Raw genomic sequence first — 16252 nt, 5'->3', positions numbered from 1 at the left:
ACGGCGCGGCACTCAGCCGGCGCGCAACCGCTCGAGCAGCAGGTCGATGCGCATCTGCCACGGCGTGCGCGCGTCGACGGCGCGCGTCGCGGCGTCGATCACCGGCCCGTAGGCGCAGCGCGTCGCGATCGCCACCGCGACGCCGCGCGCGCGTGCGCGCTCGAGCGCGGCGAGCACCTCGGCGTGCACGTCGCCGAAGCCGGTCGCGGCGACGACGAGGCCGTCGACGCCGTCGGCCACCAGTGCGTCGACGACGCGCCCCGATGCCCCGGCGTGGCTCGCGACGACTTCCACGCGCGGCCACTGGCCGACGTCGCGTGCGATCGCGCCCAGCCCCACCGGCGCACAGGTCGGCACGTCGCGCAAGCGCTGCAGCGCGCCGGCGACGACGGCGCCGACCGGGCCGGCATCGCCGCTGTCAAAGGCGTCGAGGCGCCAGCCGTGCACCTTGCGCACGTCGACCGCCGCGTGCACCGTGGCGGCCAGCACGGCCATGACGCCGCGCCAGCCGAGCGCGGCGCCGTGGCGCGCAACGGTGACCGCGTCGAGCAGGTTCTGCGGCCCGTCGGCCTGCATCGACGTGGCCGGGCGCATCGCCGCCGTCAGCACCAGCGGCTTGGCCGGCGCAAGCACGCGGTGCAGGAAGTACGCCGTCTCTTCGAGCGTGTCGGTGCCGTGCGTGACGACGACGCCGGCGACGTCGTCGCGCGCGAGGTGGTGCGCGCAGCGCTGCGCGAGGCGCTGCCACACGGCGTGCGTCATGTCCTTGCTGTTGAGCTGCGCGACCTGCTCGCACTCGAGCGCGAGCCCGGCCAGCGGCGGCACCGCGGCGACCAGCCGCTCGACGCCCAGCTGCGCGGCCTGGTAGCCCACCGCCTCGTCGGCACTCGCGGCGGTGCCGGCGATCGTGCCGCCGGTGCCCAGGATCACGACTTTTGCGGCATCACTTGGCATCGGGGCGACACATGGATAAAAATACAGTCACTGGATGGATCCACAGACCCGGCCGGCCCTGGCCGGCGCCACGACGATGATCGACGGACCCAAACTCACCGCGCGCCAGCAGCAGATCCTCGACCTGGTGCAAAGCGCGATCGAGCGCACCGGCGCGCCGCCGACGCGCGCCGAGATCGCCGCCGAGCTTGGCTTCCGCTCGGCCAACGCCGCCGAGGAACACCTGCAGGCGCTGGCGCGCAAGGGCGTCATCGAACTCGTCGGCGGCACGTCGCGCGGCATCCGCTTGAAGTCTGACACATTGCGCGCGCTGGCCCAGTCGCGCGGGCGGCAGTTCGCGCTGCCGCTGCCGGGCATCGCGCAGCTGACGCTGCCACTGGTGGGCCGCGTCGCCGCGGGCAGCCCGATCCTCGCGGCCGAGCACATCGACCGCACCTACGTCTTCGAGGCCGGGCTCTTCCCGCGGCGGCCCGACTACCTGCTGCGCGTGCGCGGCATGAGCATGCGCGACGCCGGCATCCTCGACGGCGACCTGCTCGCGGTGCAGAAGGCCAGCGAGGCCAAGAACGGCCAGATCGTCGTCGCGCGGCTCGGCGACGAGGTCACCGTCAAGCGCTTCCGCCGCACCAAGGCCGGCGTCGAGCTGATCCCCGAGAACCCCGAGTTCGAGACCCTCGTCGTGCCGGCGCGCGATGGCGACGTGCCGTTCGCGATCGAAGGCATCGCGGTGGGGCTGCTGCGCAACAACATGCTCACCTGAGCGGGCGCGCTGCAGCCGGGCGCCCGAAGACCATGAGGGCGGCCCGTTCGCGCTGTACGCGCCGCGCGACGGATGTCGCACTGCGAGCGGCGCGATACTCGTCGCGCCCGTGCACGCGGCGCTGCCGCCACGGCCACGCATGGACGATCCGCCTTCGCCATCCGCCTCGACGGCCGTCGACCTGCCGACGCTGCGCCGGTGGCTCGGCCGCTCGCGCGGCGACGAGGACCTGCTCGCCGTGCCCCACGCGCGCCTGATGGCCGCCACGCTCGGCCTGCCGCCCGACGCGATCGTCGCCGGCGCGCCATTGCCGCCGCTGTGGCACTGGCTGTACTTCCTCGAGGGGTGGCCACCGTCCGAGCTCGGCCGCGACGGCCACCCGCGGCGCGGCGACTTCCTGCCGCCGGTGCCGCTGCCGCTGCGGATGTGGGCCGGCGGCGACGTCGAGTTCGTCGCGCCGCTGCCGCTGGGCGCGACGGCGCGCAAGCGCTCGACGGTGCACGCCATCGAGCACAAGCGCGGGCGCAGCGGCGACCTCGTCTTCGTCACGGTGCGGCACGAGGTGTTCGCCGGCGATGCGCTCGCGGTGCGCGAGTTGCACGACATCGTCTACCGGTCGCCCACGCCGCCGGCCGCACCGCGCGCGCCGGCAGCCGCCCTGCCCGCGCCCGTGCACCGCGAGCCGTTCGCGCCCGACACGACGATGCTGTTCCGCTACTCGGCACTGACGTTCAACGGTCACCGCATCCATTACGACGTCGACTACTGCCGCACCGTCGAGGGCTACCCGAACCTCGTCGTCCACGGCCCCCTGCTGGCCACCGTGCTCGCCGGCCTCGCGCAGCGGCTCGGGGCGCGTCCACTGCGGCGCTTTCGCTACCGCGCGCTCAACCCCGCGCTGCTGGGCGCGCCGCTCGCGCTGTGCGCTGCCCCTGCCGCCGACGGCCTCGCGGTGTGGGCCACGCGCGGCGACGGCGCGGTGGCGATGCACGCCGACGCGGTGTCCTGAGCGCGCCGCCGATGTCCGCCCGCACGGCCCCGACCGTCACACGGACCGCGCGGCGCCTGTGGGCGCTGGCGTACACCGCACTGCCGGCCGGTGCCGCCGAAGCGCGCACGACGATCGAGTTGCACCTGGCCGGCCGCGAGGTGGCGGTGGACGTCGACGCCCCGGCGCATACCGCGCGCGGCGCGGCGATCCTTTCGCACGGATTCACGCGCAGCCGCACGACGCGGTCTGACCACGCGCGCGCGGTGGCCGCGCGGTGGGGCGCGGCGCTGCCGGCGCTCGTCAGCGACCGCGTGATCGAAGGCGCGCCGCATTCCGCCTTCGAGGCGCCGAGCGACTGGCTGTGCCGCCTGGCGTGCGACGCCACCGACGCCGCGCGCCAGGCCGTCGTGCGCGCGACGCTGCTGCAGGCCGTCGAGCGCTGGCTGCCGCGCGGCACGCGGTAGAGGCCTGCGGCCGCAGCGCGGTGCGCGCCGCTTGTATGTTCAGCGCAGACCAGCACGGTAGAGTCTGAACGCCGTTGAGGCGGCCAGACCGGCCCGTGCAGTTTGGTAGCCGCTGGGGTGATCGAGCCCGTCTCTGAGTAAAGAGCGCACGGCCACCGTGCTGGTCTTCTTGAAGCCCGAACGGTTACGCGCGCCGGCCTGTCCGAGCGCGCATGCACAAGCAAGGGATCCGAAGACCATGTCTGCTTCCTCAGTGGTGGTGGGCATCGACGTGGCCAAGACGCATGTCGATGTCGCGGTGCTGGGCGCCCAGCTCGAGGCCCAGCGGTTCGACAACCAGGCCGAGGCTCACTCGGCGTTGGCGGCGGCCTTGAAGCCGCTGGACGTGGCGCTGGTGGTGATGGAGGCCACCGGCGGCTACGAGACAGAGCTGGCCTGCGCGCTGCAGGCTGCGGGCCTGCCGGTGGCGGTGGTCAACCCGCGCCAGGCACGTGACTTCGCCAAGTCGATGGGCCGCCTGGCCAAGACCGACGCGGTGGACGCGCGCATGCTGGCCGAGTTCGCCGCGGTGCTGCTGCGCCGCGAAGACCTCGCCCGCTTCCTGCGCCCGCTGGCCGACCCGCAGCAGCAGTGGCTGGCCGCGCTGGTCACGCGCCGGCGCCAGCTGCTGGCCATGCTGCTCGCCGAGCGCCAGCGCCTGCAGATCACGCCCAAGGGGCTGCACCCGAGCATCGAAGCCATCGTGGCGGCCATCAAGGCCCAGCTCGACGAGATCGAAGGCCAGATGGTCGGCCACGTGCGCGAGCACTTCACCGAACTCGACCGGTTGCTGCAGTCGGTCAGCGGCATCGGCCCGGTGGCCAGCGCCACGCTGATTGCCGAGCTGCCCGAGCTCGGCCGGCTGAACCGGCGCGAGATCGCCGCGCTGGCGGGCCTCGCCCCGATGGCCAACGACTCCGGCTCCAGCAAAGGACGACGACGCATCCAGGGCGGGCGCTTCGACGTGCGCCGCGTGCTGTACATGGCCGCACTGACCGCCAGCCGCCGCAACCCCGTCGTCAAGGCCTTCTACGAGCGACTGATCGCCGCCGGCAAATGCCCCAAGGTCGCCTTGGTGGCTTGCATGCGCAAGCTGCTGACCACGCTGAACGCCATGGTCCGCACGCGCACTGTCTGGCACGCCGATCATCGATCCGCCGCCAAGACCTGAACCCACCCGCACCGCCAAAGCGCAGGGTTGTCCACCGGGCTTGCTTGTGGGCAACCCGTGCTCACGCCAGCAACTCGGCGTTCCTCAGCCACGGGGGACTTGACGAAGAACACGGTTACTCAGCGCGGCACCATGCCGCCGCGCCAGCTCGCGTCGGGCAGCGGCCGCGGCCATGCGGGATCTCGAAGCGCGGCAGCTCCGGCAGCAGGCAGCCGATCGCGACGATCACTGTGGGCACGTGGTACAGCGGCACCCACACCGTCATCGCAATCTCGTCGAAGAGCACCGACAGCAGCCCGACGGCGCCGAACAGGCCCACCGCCGTGAATGTCGGGATGCCGCGGCGGAAGAACACGACGACGCGCGCCGCCCGCAGCCGCTCGTGGAAGCGCGCCGGCGCCTCGCGCAGCGTGCCCGCCAGGGCGCGGCGACGACGTCGAGCGCGGCCTCGTCCTGCGCGGTGCGCTCGCGCGCTGCTGCGCAGGCGCAGCCGGCTCGTCCAGCCCTGGCGCACCGGCACCAGCCGCGCCCAGTTCCACCCCAGCACGGTAAGCAGGTCTTCCAGCAACGCGGGCCGGGGTCGATCCGCCGTGGGCTCGAGTGCGATGTCGCCGGCGACGCGGCGCACCGCCGGCACGTCGAGCGTCAGCACGAGGCCGTCGACGTGGACGCGCCCGCGCGTCAGCCGCACGTCGGCCGAACCGGCGCGGTCGACGCCCTGGCTGCGCGCGATCGTGAAGCCGGGCCCGTCGACGAAGTGGCGCGCGAGCGGCACCGACTCGACGTCGCCCAGCCGCGTGGCGACGTCCTGGCCCTAGGCCCGCCGCGTGGCCGGGGCGCCGTCGCGGCGTTCGAGCATGCGCGTCAGCCGGTACGCGCCGCGCTCGAGCACCTCGAGCCGAAGCGTCTCGTTCGGCGCACCGGCATCGCCCGCGGTCGCCGGCGGCTTGAACAACAGCCGGCGCTCGCGACGCTCACACGCCGCAAGGTCGACGTGGCGGCCGCCGCGCGCGAAAGGCTCGACGAGCGCGACGACGGCGTGGTGAGTCAGCAGCGGCGCGGACACGGGCGGCGGTGGGCAACGGGTGCGCACCGACTGTGCGCCGGCGCGTGGGCGCCGCGCTCAGCGCTGGCGCGGGTCGAACGCGTCGCGCAGCCCGTCGCCGAGCAGGTTGAACGACAGCACGAGCACGAAGATCGCCAGTCCCGGCCACAGCGCCATCCACGGCGCCTGGTCCATGTAGTTCTTCGCCGTGTTGAGCATGCTGCCCCAGCTCGGTGCCGGCGGCTGCTGGCCCAGCCCGAGGAACGACAGGCTCGCCTCGGCGATCACGGCGCTGGCGATCGCCAGCGTCGACTGCACGATCAGGGGCGCCGTCACGTTGGGCAGCACGTGCTTCAGCGCGATGCGCCACGGCGGGTTGCCGACCGCGCGCGCGGCCTCGACGTAGTCCTCGACTTTGACGGCGAGCACCTGCCCGCGCGTGAGACGCACGAACACCGGCGTGGCCGACACGCCGATCGCGATCATCGCATTGGTCAGGCTGGGGCCGAGGAAAGCGGCCAGCGCGATCGCGAGAATCAGGAACGGACAGGCCAGGAACGCGTCGGTGATGCGCGAGATCACCGCGTCGATCCAGCCGCCGAAGAAGCCGGCCACGAGTCCGATCGGCACGCCCAGCAGCAGCGAGATGCCCACCGAAACGACGCCGGCCAGCAGCGACGCCTGCGTGCCCCAGACGACGCGCGACAGCACGTCGCGCCCGAGTTCGTCGGTGCCGAACCAGTGGGTGGCCGACGGCGGCTTGCGGATCGCGCCCCAGCTGGTGGCCACCGGGTCGTGGGGTGCGATCCACGGCGCGAACAACGCGAGCGCGACGAAGAACAGCACCACTGCCAGCCCGAGCATCGCCGCCTTGCGGCGCAGCAGGCGCCGGCCGGCGCGGCGCCACGGCCCCGCGGGTGCGCGCGGCGCCGCAGTGGGATTCGAAGGCAGGACGGCAGCCATCAACGCGACCTCGAGGCTTCAACTGCGCATTCGCGGGTTGACCGCGAAGTACGCCAGGTCGGCGAGTAGGTTCAGCACGATGTAAGCCGTCGCGGTCACGAGCACGACACCCTGCACGACAGCGTAGTCGCGGTTGAACACGGCGTCGACGATCAGCTTGCCGAAGCCCGGGATCGTGAACACCTGCTCGGTCAGCACGGCACCGGACAGCAGTGTGCCGAGCTCCAGCACGCCGAGCGTGATGACCGGCGTCAGCGCGTTGCGCAGCGCATGGCGCAGCACGACGACGCGCTCCGACAGGCCCTTGGCCCGCGCGGTGCGCACGTAGTCGGCCGACATTACCTGCAGCATCGCGCTGCGCGTGTGGCGCATCAGCACCGCAGCGATGCCCGTGCCGAGCACGAATGCCGGCATCACTATCGATGCCAGGTTCGTGCGCAGGTCCTCGAGGGGGCTGACGTAGCCCGACGCCGGCAGCCAGCCGAGTTGCACCGAGAAAAGCATGATTAGCATGATGCCGAGCCAGAAGTTGGGCACCGACAGCCCCCCCAGCGCGAACACCGTGGCGCCGTGGTCCCACGCGGTGTCGCGCTTGACTGCCGCGATCACGCCGGCCGGGATGCCGATCACCAGCGCGACCAGCATCGCCATCACGGCGAGCTGGATCGTCACCGGCAGCTTCTGCGCGATCAGCTGCAGCACCGGCTCCTTCGTGCGCACCGACTCGCCGAGGTCGCCTTGCAGCACGCCGCCGACCCAGTACGCGTAACGCACCGGCAGCGGCTCGTCGAGGTGCAGCTGCTCGCGCAGCTGCGCGATCAGCTCGGGGCTCTGGTCCTCGCCGGCGAGGATCATCGCCGGGTCGCCCGGCAGGAGCTGCTGCAGGCCGAAGATCAGTATCGAGACGAAGACCAGCGTCGGGATGACGGTGGCCAGTCTGCGGATCAGGAACTCAAGCATGTCAGCGCACAGCCATGGCGGTACTGCCCTCAAGACGCCTGCGCCGCCGACGTCCAGCGGTCGCCGCGGATGCGGCTTTGGCTTCGGCATCACATCGCTGGTGCGATGTGAGCTTTCGCCGACGCGCGGGCGCGTTGCCGGGCCGCTGGCAGGGCCCCTTGGGTAGAGGCGGCGCAGGCGCTTCGGTGGGGACCACGTTCCTCAGTTCATCTTCAGCCCTTGCACCCGCAGCAGCCCGTCGGGGATGCTGCGCACGCCGCTCAACTTGGCGTTGTAGGCGTACAGCCAGTTGCGGTGGTACAGGTACACGATCGGGCGCTCCTTGAGCACGCGCTGCGCGACCTGCTCGTAAGCGCGCTGGCGCGAGGCTATCGTGCCGGCCGTGCGCGCGGCGTTGAGCTGCTCGTCGATCTCCGGGTGGCAGATGCCGGCATAGTTCAGCGGCTGCTTGCAGCCGACGAAGCTGTAGATGTTGCCGTCGGGGTCGGCGCGGCCGCTCCACGCGAGCACGTAGGCCTCGAAGTCGCCCTTGTCGGCCAGGTTCAGCGAGGTCGCGAACTCGGTCGACTGGATCTTGACGTCGAAGCCGGCCTCCTTGGCCATCGCCTGCACGACCTGCGCGATCTTCTGCGCGTCGCTGGTGGTCGGTGTCATCAGCGTGAACGACGGGTTCGGCACGCCGACCTGCTGCAGCAGCTGCTTCGCGCGCGCGACGTCGCGCTTGGGCACCGGCAGGCTCTTGACGTAGTAGGGGTTGTTGGGCGCGACCCACTGGTTGCCCGGCGTCGCCTCGCCGTCCATCACGACTTGCACGATGCCGTCGCGGTCGAGGCTGAGCTCGAACGCCTCGCGCACACGCACGTCGCGGCCCAGCGGATTCTGCTGCGCCCGCTCGCTCTTGCCGACGTTGATCGTGATGCCCTGGTAGCCGATCTCGGTGATGCGCGTGACCTTGAAGCGCGCGTCGTTGCGCAAAGCGGCGACGTCGGATGATGCGACTCGCTCGATGAAGTCGAGCTGGCCCGACTTCAGATTCGCCAGTCGCACCGTGGCATCGGGGATCGGCGTGTAGGTGATGCGCTCGAAGTGGATCGCGCCCTTGTCCCAGTACTGCGGGAAGCGCTCGAACACGATGCGATCCTGCGCAACGCGCTCGACGAAACGGTAAGGGCCGGAGCACACCGGCCGCGCGGCGAAGTTGGCGCCGGCGGCCTGCGCGGCCTTCGGTGACACCATCATGCCGGCACGGTCGGCCAGCGCCGCGAGCAGTGGCGCAAACGGCGCACTCAGGTTGAAGCGCACCGTCGTCGGGTCGATGACGTCGACGCTCGCCACCGGGCGCAGCTCGCCGCTGCGGTTGCTGCCCTGCAGCGTCTTGTGGCGCTCGATGTTGAACTTGACCGCCGCGGCGTCGAACTTCTCGCCGTCGTGGAACACGACGTCGTTGCGCAGCTTCATCGTCAGCGCCTTCTGGTCGGGCGACCACTCCCAACTGGTGGCCAGCTGCGGCACGATGTTGAGCTTCTCGTCGACGTCGACGAGCTTGTCGCACAGCGCGGCGAACACGATGCGCCCGACGAAGGTGCGCGCCGTCGTCGGGTCGAGCGCGTCAGGGTCTTCGGCCAGCCCGATGCGCAGCGTCTGCGCGTGGGCGGCGGCGGCCAGCAGCAGCGCGAGCGCCGGCAGCAGGGATCGGGCGAGCGGTTTCATCGGCAGGTCTCCGGGGTGAAGGAACGACGGGGATTCACGCGGCGGCGGGGGCGGCGAAGGCCGCCTGCAGACGCGCGAGGCGGGGGTTGATCGGCGCGGCCGCCGCAGCGGCCGGTGCGGCGGGAATCTCGCGCCAGAAGTGGCACGCGACGCCGTGGCCGGCGTCGAACTGCAGCGCAGGGTCGGCCTCGGCGCAGTGCGGCCGCGCATGCGGGCAGCGCGTGTGGAAGCGACAGCCGCTCGGTGGCGCTGCGGGGCTGGGCACGTCGCCCTGCAGCACGCGGTGCGCGTGCACCGCGTCGGCGCCGCGGCCGGCCGGCTGCGGGCGCGGGATCGCCGCCAGCAGCGCCTGCGTGTACGGGTGGCGCGGCGCGGCGAACAGCGCAGCGGTGTCGGCCAGCTCGACGATGCGCCCAAGGTACATCACCGCAACGCGGTGCGCGATGTGCTTGACGACCGCGAGGTCGTGCGCGATGAAGACGTAGGCCAGGCCGAAGCGGCGCTGCAGGTCCTGCAGCAGGTTGACGACCTGCGCCTGCACCGACACGTCGAGCGCCGACACGGCCTCGTCGCAGACGATCAGTTTGGGCTCGACGGCCAGCGCGCGCGCGATGCCCACGCGCTGGCGCTGGCCGCCCGAGAACTCGTGCGGATACCGTGCCGCGTGGTCGGCGCGCAGCCCCACCGTGTGCAGCAGCTCGGCCACGCGTTCGGCCTCGCGGCCGCGGTGCAGGCCGTGCAGGCGCAGCGGCTCGGCCAGGATCTGGCCAACCGTCATGCGCGGGTTCAGCGACGAGAACGGGTCCTGGAACACGATCTGCATGGCGCGGCGCTGCGCGCGCAGCGCCGTGGCGTCGAGAGCGTCGAGCTCGCGCCCGTCGAACACGATGCGCCCCCCGCTGGGTTCGACCAGCCGCAGCACGAGGCGCCCGAGCGTCGACTTGCCGCAGCCGGACTCGCCGACGACGCCCAGCGTCTGGCCGGCGTCGAGCGTGAAGTCGACGCCGTCGACCGCGCGCACGTGCGCCTGCACGCGCCCGAACAGCCCGCGGCGCACCGGGAAGTGTTTCTTCAGCCCTTCGACGCGCAGCAACGCCGTCATGCCGGGATCTCCAGCGCACGCAGGCCCAGCGCGTCGGGGTCGAGCGGCGCCTTCCAGCACGCCGACGCGTGGTCCGGCGCGACGTCGCGCAGCGGCGGCTCGGCTGCGTGGCACTGCGCATCGGCGAACGGGCAGCGCTCGGCGAAGCGGCAGCCCGGCGGACGGCGCAGCGGGTCGGGCACCTGACCCTCGATCGACGCGAGCCGATGCTGCATCACGTCGAGCCGCGGGATCGCGCCGAGCAGCCCGACCGTGTACGGGTGCTGCGGCGCGTCGAACAGGGCCTGCACCGGCGCGCGCTCGACGATGCGCCCGGCATACATCACGACGACGTCGTCGGCGACTTCGGCGACGACGCCGAGGTCGTGCGTGATCAGGATCACCGCGGTGCCGCTGTCGCGCTGCAGTGTGGCCATCAGCTCGAGGATCTGCGCCTGGATCGTCACGTCGAGGGCCGTCGTCGGCTCGTCGGCGATCAGCAGCCTCGGCTCGCACGCGAGCGCCATCGCGATCATCGCGCGCTGGCGCATGCCGCCCGAGAGCTTGTGCGGGTGTTCGTGCAGCCGTTGCGCCGCTGCGGGGATGCGCACGCGCTCGAGCATTTGCAGCGCGCGTGCCTGCGCCTCGGCGCGACCCATCCGGCGGTGGCGCTGCAGCACCTCGACGATCTGCGCACCGATCGTGAACGCCGGGTTCAGCGAGCTCATCGGCTCCTGGAAGATCATCGCGATGCCGTTGCCGCGCAGGTCCTGCAGCTCTCGCGCCGGCAGGCCGACGAGCTCGCGCCCCTCGAAGCGGATCGAGCCGCCGGCGATGCAACCCGGCGGCGCGACGAGCCCCATGATCGACAGCGAAGTCACGCTCTTGCCGCAGCCCGACTCGCCGACGACGGCCAGCGTGCGACCGGCCTCGACGTCGAAGCTCACGCCGTCGACGGCGGCGAACTCGCCGTCGTCGGTAGCGAAGGTGGTGCGCAGGTCGCGGACCTCGAGCAGCGCCAACTCGGGCTCCGGTTCAGGCGGAGGCCGCCCGCGACGCGTGGAAGCGCTCGATGTGCGCCTCGATCAGTCGGCGGTCGAGCACTCCGACGGGGTCGTGGCGGCCGGGCAGGCACGCGGTGAAAGGTTGGAAGCGTTGCAGGCTCACGTCGTAGAGCCGATGCAATTCCTGGACCGGCTCGGCGTGGTCGTCGACGCGCAGGTCGAGTTGCGGGTGGTCCTCGTCGGCGTGGATGCGCAGCGCCGCCGACTGCTTGCCACGCTTGTCGCCGCCGGCGGCCTCGCCGGCGGCCATCGCGGCGAGCAGCCTCTCGGCCAGCGGACGGCCGGCGCTGGCGACGAAGGCCTCGGCAGTGGCCTCGATCACGCGTGGCCCGGCGAGCATGTTGCCGGCGACGCTGAAGCCGTCGTGCACCGCGTGGCCGCACCAATCGATGCAGGCACTGCCGGTGTGCGCTGCCCCGGGTCCGTGCGCACCGAGCACGTGCAGCTGCCGCTGAGCGCGTCCGGCGTCGGTGGCCGTCAGCGCGGCGACCACAGCCGCCGGCGCGTGCCCCTGTGCGAGCAGCATCAGTCCTGCCGGCCCGTACAGCGGGTTCATCAACGCCTGCGTGGCCACCGCACCGACGCCGCGCTGCGTGTGCACGCACAGCGCACCGACCGCGAAGAACCGGCTCGCGATCGCCACGCCGAAGCGGCCGTCGGCATCGCGCGCGAGGATCGACCAGGTCATTCGACCTTCCCGATGCGCCGCACGGCCTCGGTCATCACCTTCGCGTCGGCGTCCCAGTAGGCCTGGAACTCGGGCGCGTCGAGGTATTCGATCGGGCTGCCGGCGCGGGCTACCATCTGCACGACCGACGGATCGGCGGCGGCCTTGCGCGCGGCGGCGCGCAGTTTCTGCACGATCGGCTCGGGCGTGGCCGCCGGCACGAACAGCGCCGACCACTGCGCGAACTGCACCGGATAGCCGGCCGACTTCAGCGAAGGCACCTCGGGCATCGACGCCAGCGGCTTGTCGCCCCAGTGCGCGAGTGCGCGCAGCTTGCCGGCCCTGATGTGCGCGACCACGCTGGCCGGCCCGGTCGACAGCGCATCGACCTGCCCGCCGAGCAGCGCCTGCACCGCGGGGCCGGCGCCGGTGTACGGGATGTGGACCATGCTGAAGCCGGCGCTGGCCTTGAGCATCTCCATCGGCACGTGCATCGTGCCGTAGTTGCCCGAGCTGCCGTAGTTGTAGCGACTGGGGTTCTTCTTCAGGTCGGCGACGAACTCGGCGAGCGTCTTCCACGGCGCGTCGGCACGCACGACGAGCACCGTCGGATCGGCGGTGAAGCGCGCGATCGGCCTGAACTGTTCGAGCGTGAACTGCGGCTTGCGGCCGAGGATCGCGTCGGCCTCGGGCAGGATCGAGATCGACGACAGGCTCATCAGGATCGTGTAGCCGTCGGGCGCTGCGCGGCCGGCCGCGCCGATGCCGGTGGCTCCGCCCGCGCCGGCGCGGTTCTCGACGATCACCTGCTGGCCGAGCTCGCGCGACAGCGCCTCGGCCACCGGGCGCGCGACGGTGTCGGCCACGCCGCCGGGCGGGAACGGCACGATCATCGTGATCGGCTTGGTCGGCCACTCGCCCTGCGCGAGAGCCAGTTGGGCGGCGCACAGCACTCCGGCCGCGAGCGGGATCAGGGTGCGAAGCAGCGTCTTCATGCGGCGGGTCTCCTCATTCGAAGCGGTTCTCGAGCGTGCCGATGCCGTCGATTTCGATGCGCACGACGTCGCCGCGGGCCAGCCAGCGTGGCGGGTTCATGCCCATGCCCACGCCGGCGGGCGTGCCGGTGGCGATGACGTCGCCCGGCAGCAGCGTGATGCCGCGCGAGATGGTCTCGATCAACGTGGGAATGTCGAAAATCAGGTCGGTGGTGCGCGCGTCCTGGCGCAGCTCGGGCTGGCCGCCGGCGGGCGTGACCCAGCAGCGCACCCGCGTGTCGGTGCCGTCGAGCTCGTCGGCGGTGACGATCCACGGACCCATCGGGCAGAACGTGTCGAAGCTCTTGCCCAGGTCCCACTGCTGGTGGCGCATCTGCACGTCGCGCGCGGTGACGTCGTTGACGATGGTCCAGCCGAACACGTGCGCGAGCGCATCGGCACGCGAGATGTTCTTGCCGCCGCGGCCGATGACGACGGCGAGCTCGGCCTCGTAGTCGATCTGCGACGAGATCGCCGCGCCCGGCAGGCGCACCGTGTCCCCGGGCCCGACGACGCACTCGGGCACCTTCGTGAACACGATCGGCCACTGGTCGACCGCGCTCGGGCTGGCCTTGAACACGGTGTCGCGCAGCTCCTTCGCGTGCGCGTGGTAGTTGCGGCCGACGCACCACAGGTTGCGCCGCGGGCGCGGCAGCGGCGCCTCGAGGCGCACGTCGTCGAGCGGCATGCGCTCGCCGGTGGCGGCCGGCAGCGGCTCGCCGGCGGCGGCGCGCTCGACGAGCGGCAGCGCGCCGCGCGACGCGTCGTCGAGCGCGAAGGCGCGCACGCTCAGGCCGTCGGGCGACACCTCGCCGACGCGGCGCTGGCCGCCGTGGATGTAGGTCGCGATGCGCAAGGCGGTCTCCTTCGTGGCGGGCGAACGCTTCGCCCGCGGGTACGACCAAATGCTACCATTCGCAGCCATCACGCCGCCCTTCCCGCCGCCCGATGGACGCTGCCGCCGCCTTGCGCGAGGCCCTGCTCGACAAGCTGATCAACCGCACCTGGCGCCCCGGGCAGCGGCTGCCGACCGAGCGTTCGCTGGGCGAGCAGTTCGGGCTGAGCCGCTCGACGGTGCGCCGCGCGCTGCAGGACCTCAAGCGCCAGCGCCTGATCACGCAGACGGTGGGCAGCGGCACCTACGTCGCGCCGCGGGCCGATCAGGTGCTCGCCGAACTGCAGCGCCGCCAGGCCGGCGAGGCGACCAGCCCGGCCGAGCTGATGGCCGCGCGCCTGGTGCTCGAACCGGCGCTGATCGACATGGTGATCGGCAACGCGACGCCGGCCGACTTCGCGCGCATGGAGGAGTGCAACGACCGGGCCGAGGCGGCGACCACGCTCGAGGAGTTCGAGCGCTGGGACGCCGCGCTGCACGAGGCCATCGCCGACGCCGCGCACAACCGCTTCATCTCGAGCGTGTTCCGCCTGATGAACGAGGTGCGCGCGCAGGGCGAATGGGGCGTGCTCAAGCGCCGCAGCGCCACACCCGAGCGCCGCGCCGAGTACCAGCGCGAGCACCGCGCGCTGGTGGCCGCGCTGCGCGAGCGCGACGCCGAGCGCGCGCGCGCGCTGTGCCGCGAGCATCTGGTGCACGTGCGCACCAGCATGCTCGGCTACTGACCGCGTCGCGCCCGATTGACCGGCTCCGCAGCGAACGCTAGATTGGACGACGGATGGGTCCAGATCGGACCAATTCAGCCCAATAAGCCGGAGACGCCATGCACCCGACCCTGACCCGCCGCCTGGCCACGCTCGGCCTGTGTGCTGCGGCGCTGGCCGCCGCACTGCCCGCCATCGCGCAAGAGTGGCCGGCGCGACCCGTCAAGCTGATCGTGCCGTTCGCGCCGGGCGGCTCGGCCGACGTATTCGGCCGCTTCCTCGCGCAGCGGCTGCAGGAGGCGCTCGGGCAGAGCTTCGTCGTCGAGAACCGGCCGGGCGGCGGCGCCGTGATCGGCACCGACGCGGTGGCCAAAAGCGCGCCCGACGGCTACACGCTGCTCGTGATGTCGAACACGCTGCCCGAGCTGATCAAGGCCGCGAAGGACAAGCCCGACGGCATGACCTACGCGTCGTCGGGGCCGGGCACGCCTTACCACTTCGCCGGCGAGCTGTTCAAGCACATGGCCGGCATCCAGATCGTGCACGTCCCGTACAAGGGCAGCAGCGGCGCGCGCACCGACGTGCTCGGCGGCCAGGTCGACATGATGTTCGACGCGATCCCGACGATGACCGAGCACATCAAGTCGGGCAAGGTCAAGGCGCTGGCGGTCAGCGGGCGCGCGCGCTCGCCGATCCTGCCCGACACGCCGACGCTCGCCGAGGCCGGTGTGCCCGGCTACGAGGCGACGATCTGGCTCGGCGTGATGGCCCCGCGCGGCACGCCGGCGGCCGTCGTCAACCGGCTCAACGCCGAGATCGGCAAGATCACCGCCAACGCCGACGTGCGCCGCGCGTGGGCCGCGCAGGGCACGTCGGCGATGACGATGAGCGTCGACGAGTTCACCAGATACCTCAACGACGACATCGCGAAGTGGGCCAATCTGATCCGCGCGGCCCACATCAAGGTCGATTGAGCGGGCAGGCGCCGCGATGACGACGACGCTGCATCTGCTTTGCGCCGGGGCGGCGCAGGGGCTGGTCAAGGCCCTGCAGCCGGCGTTCGCCGAGGCCACCGGAGCGACAGTGACCGGGCGCTTCGGTGCCGTCGGCGCGATGAAGGAGGCGCTGCTCGCCGGCGAGCCGTGTGACCTGATGATCGTCACTGACGCGATGGTCGGCGAGCTCGCCGCCGCCGATGCACTGCGCGCCGACACGCGCCGCGCGCTCGGGCGCGTGCGCACCGGCATCGCGGTGCGCCGCGGCGAGCCGCACCCCGACGTGTCGACGCCCGAATCGCCGCGCGACGCGCTGCGCGCGGCCGACGCGATCTACTTTCCCGACCCGCAGCGCGCGACCGCCGGCATCCATTTCGCACACGTGATGCGCGAACTCGGCGTGCACGACGACCTCACGCCGCGCTTTCGCACCTTCCCGAACGGGGCCACCGCAATGCGCCAACTCGCCGCCAGCGACGCCCCGCGGACGATCGGCTGCACGCAGGTCACCGAGATCCTCTACGCCGACGGCGTCGACCTCGTCGGCGCGCTGCCGGCGCGTTTCGAGCTGGCCACCGTCTACAGCGGCGCCGTCGCAACGCGCGCGGCGCAGCCCGCGCTGGCGGCACGCTTGCTCGACCTGCTGGCCGGCGACGACGCTCGCGCGCTGCGCGCGGCCGGCGGCTTCGAGACCTGAGGCCGGCGGCCACGCGGCGGCGCCAGGGCCCGCCGGCACGGCCGGTCGTTGTCCGAGC

General features: G+C 72.3%; 18 protein-coding genes. 7 read left to right on the top strand and 11 right to left on the bottom strand.

Annotation, left to right across the window (positions count from 1 at the left end):
• Window positions 1-12: 12 nt before the first annotated feature.
• Window positions 13-930, bottom strand: a complete 918-nt coding sequence (locus tag DRV96_RS14150) for an asparaginase (protein WP_336470521.1) — start codon at window positions 928-930, stop codon at window positions 13-15.
• Between the two features lie 100 nt (window positions 931-1030).
• Between DRV96_RS14150 and lexA the strand changes: the two genes are divergently transcribed.
• The 4 genes from lexA (at window position 1031) to DRV96_RS14130 (ending at window position 4379) form a co-directional block, all read left to right on the top strand.
• Window positions 1031-1714 (top strand): transcriptional repressor LexA, encoded by a 684-nt coding sequence (gene lexA, locus DRV96_RS14145; protein WP_119292238.1) that lies wholly within the window; start codon window positions 1031-1033, stop codon window positions 1712-1714.
• A 139-nt stretch (window positions 1715-1853) separates the two neighbouring features.
• Window positions 1854-2723, top strand: a complete 870-nt coding sequence (locus tag DRV96_RS14140) for an HTD2 family dehydratase (RefSeq protein ID WP_119292235.1) — start codon at window positions 1854-1856, stop codon at window positions 2721-2723.
• A gap of 11 nt (window positions 2724-2734) precedes the next feature.
• A complete protein-coding gene (locus DRV96_RS18130) occupies window positions 2735-3169 on the top strand; it encodes a hypothetical protein (RefSeq protein WP_162911064.1) in 435 nt (144 codons plus the stop codon).
• A 238-nt stretch (window positions 3170-3407) separates the two neighbouring features.
• A complete protein-coding gene (locus DRV96_RS14130; protein ID WP_119292233.1) occupies window positions 3408-4379 on the top strand; it encodes an IS110 family RNA-guided transposase in 972 nt (323 codons plus the stop codon).
• A gap of 115 nt (window positions 4380-4494) precedes the next feature.
• Here DRV96_RS14130 and DRV96_RS14125 read toward each other — a convergent pair whose 3' ends face one another.
• From DRV96_RS14125 to DRV96_RS14080, 10 genes are all read right to left on the bottom strand, one after another.
• A complete protein-coding gene (locus DRV96_RS14125) occupies window positions 4495-5154 on the bottom strand; it encodes a hypothetical protein (protein ID WP_119292231.1) in 660 nt (219 codons plus the stop codon).
• A 39-nt stretch (window positions 5155-5193) separates the two neighbouring features.
• Window positions 5194-5445, bottom strand: coding sequence for a hypothetical protein (locus DRV96_RS14120; RefSeq protein WP_119292228.1), 252 nt, complete (start codon window positions 5443-5445; stop codon window positions 5194-5196).
• Window positions 5446-5502: 57 nt separating this feature from the next.
• Window positions 5503-6387 (bottom strand): ABC transporter permease, encoded by an 885-nt coding sequence (locus DRV96_RS14115; RefSeq protein WP_119292262.1) that lies wholly within the window; start codon window positions 6385-6387, stop codon window positions 5503-5505.
• Window positions 6388-6405: 18 nt separating this feature from the next.
• Entirely contained in the window at window positions 6406-7347 is a 942-nt protein-coding gene (locus tag DRV96_RS14110) for an ABC transporter permease (protein WP_119292226.1), read from the bottom strand.
• Between the two features lie 201 nt (window positions 7348-7548).
• Window positions 7549-9057 (bottom strand): ABC transporter substrate-binding protein, encoded by a 1509-nt coding sequence (locus tag DRV96_RS14105; protein WP_119292223.1) that lies wholly within the window; start codon window positions 9055-9057, stop codon window positions 7549-7551.
• A 34-nt stretch (window positions 9058-9091) separates the two neighbouring features.
• Window positions 9092-10159, bottom strand: coding sequence for an ABC transporter ATP-binding protein (locus tag DRV96_RS14100; protein WP_119292221.1), 1068 nt, complete (start codon window positions 10157-10159; stop codon window positions 9092-9094).
• The gene (locus tag DRV96_RS14095) at window positions 10156-11160 is read right to left on the bottom strand and encodes an oligopeptide/dipeptide ABC transporter ATP-binding protein (protein WP_119292219.1); all 1005 of its coding nucleotides are present in this window, start codon (window positions 11158-11160) and stop codon (window positions 10156-10158) included. The genes DRV96_RS14100 and DRV96_RS14095 overlap by 4 nt, the downstream gene beginning before the upstream one ends.
• 13 nt (window positions 11161-11173) lie before the next feature.
• Entirely contained in the window at window positions 11174-11890 is a 717-nt protein-coding gene (locus DRV96_RS14090) for a DUF1028 domain-containing protein (RefSeq protein ID WP_119292217.1), read from the bottom strand.
• A complete protein-coding gene (locus DRV96_RS14085; RefSeq protein WP_119292215.1) occupies window positions 11887-12864 on the bottom strand; it encodes a Bug family tripartite tricarboxylate transporter substrate binding protein in 978 nt (325 codons plus the stop codon). The genes DRV96_RS14090 and DRV96_RS14085 overlap by 4 nt, the downstream gene beginning before the upstream one ends.
• A 13-nt stretch (window positions 12865-12877) precedes the next feature.
• Window positions 12878-13759, bottom strand: coding sequence for a fumarylacetoacetate hydrolase family protein (locus DRV96_RS14080; RefSeq protein ID WP_119292213.1), 882 nt, complete (start codon window positions 13757-13759; stop codon window positions 12878-12880).
• A gap of 92 nt (window positions 13760-13851) precedes the next feature.
• Between DRV96_RS14080 and DRV96_RS14075 the strand changes: the two genes are divergently transcribed.
• The 3 genes from DRV96_RS14075 to DRV96_RS14065 all read left to right on the top strand — a co-directional run bounded on the left by DRV96_RS14075 (window position 13852) and on the right by DRV96_RS14065 (window position 16194).
• The gene (locus tag DRV96_RS14075) at window positions 13852-14523 is read left to right on the top strand and encodes a FadR/GntR family transcriptional regulator (protein WP_119292211.1); all 672 of its coding nucleotides are present in this window, start codon (window positions 13852-13854) and stop codon (window positions 14521-14523) included.
• Window positions 14524-14621: 98 nt separating this feature from the next.
• Window positions 14622-15476: a tripartite tricarboxylate transporter substrate binding protein gene (locus DRV96_RS14070; protein WP_119292209.1), complete on the top strand. Its 855-nt coding sequence runs from the start codon at window positions 14622-14624 to the stop codon at window positions 15474-15476.
• Between the two features lie 16 nt (window positions 15477-15492).
• Window positions 15493-16194 carry a molybdate ABC transporter substrate-binding protein gene (locus tag DRV96_RS14065; RefSeq protein WP_119292207.1) on the top strand — a complete coding sequence of 234 codons (702 nt, stop codon included), beginning with the start codon at window positions 15493-15495 and terminating at the stop codon, window positions 16192-16194.
• Window positions 16195-16252: the final 58 nt, after the last annotated feature.

Source organism: Azohydromonas sediminis, from assembly GCF_003574675.1.
GTDB classification, from domain to species: Bacteria; Pseudomonadota; Gammaproteobacteria; order Burkholderiales; family Burkholderiaceae_C; genus Calidifontimicrobium; species Calidifontimicrobium sediminis.
Note: the sequence above shows the minus strand (reverse complement) of the source record. Positions and strands in the feature narration are given on the sequence as shown.

What these genes read in the sequence shown, in the direction of transcription:
- lexA (WP_119292238.1), top strand. Translation starts at nt 1,031, where the DNA reads ATGATCGACGGACCCAAACTCACCGCGCGCCAGCAGCAGATCCTCGAC.
- DRV96_RS14140 (WP_119292235.1), top strand. Translation starts at nt 1,854, where the DNA reads ATGGACGATCCGCCTTCGCCATCCGCCTCGACGGCCGTCGACCTGCCG.
- DRV96_RS18130 (WP_162911064.1), top strand. Translation starts at nt 2,735, where the DNA reads ATGTCCGCCCGCACGGCCCCGACCGTCACACGGACCGCGCGGCGCCTG.
- DRV96_RS14130 (WP_119292233.1), top strand. Translation starts at nt 3,408, where the DNA reads ATGTCTGCTTCCTCAGTGGTGGTGGGCATCGACGTGGCCAAGACGCAT.
- DRV96_RS14115 (WP_119292262.1), bottom strand. Translation starts at nt 6,387, where the DNA reads ATGGCTGCCGTCCTGCCTTCGAATCCCACTGCGGCGCCGCGCGCACCC.
- DRV96_RS14110 (WP_119292226.1), bottom strand. Translation starts at nt 7,347, where the DNA reads ATGCTTGAGTTCCTGATCCGCAGACTGGCCACCGTCATCCCGACGCTG.
- DRV96_RS14105 (WP_119292223.1), bottom strand. Translation starts at nt 9,057, where the DNA reads ATGAAACCGCTCGCCCGATCCCTGCTGCCGGCGCTCGCGCTGCTGCTG.
- DRV96_RS14100 (WP_119292221.1), bottom strand. Translation starts at nt 10,159, where the DNA reads ATGACGGCGTTGCTGCGCGTCGAAGGGCTGAAGAAACACTTCCCGGTG.
- DRV96_RS14090 (WP_119292217.1), bottom strand. Translation starts at nt 11,890, where the DNA reads ATGACCTGGTCGATCCTCGCGCGCGATGCCGACGGCCGCTTCGGCGTG.
- DRV96_RS14085 (WP_119292215.1), bottom strand. Translation starts at nt 12,864, where the DNA reads ATGAAGACGCTGCTTCGCACCCTGATCCCGCTCGCGGCCGGAGTGCTG.
- DRV96_RS14075 (WP_119292211.1), top strand. Translation starts at nt 13,852, where the DNA reads ATGGACGCTGCCGCCGCCTTGCGCGAGGCCCTGCTCGACAAGCTGATC.
- DRV96_RS14070 (WP_119292209.1), top strand. Translation starts at nt 14,622, where the DNA reads ATGCACCCGACCCTGACCCGCCGCCTGGCCACGCTCGGCCTGTGTGCT.
- DRV96_RS14065 (WP_119292207.1), top strand. Translation starts at nt 15,493, where the DNA reads ATGACGACGACGCTGCATCTGCTTTGCGCCGGGGCGGCGCAGGGGCTG.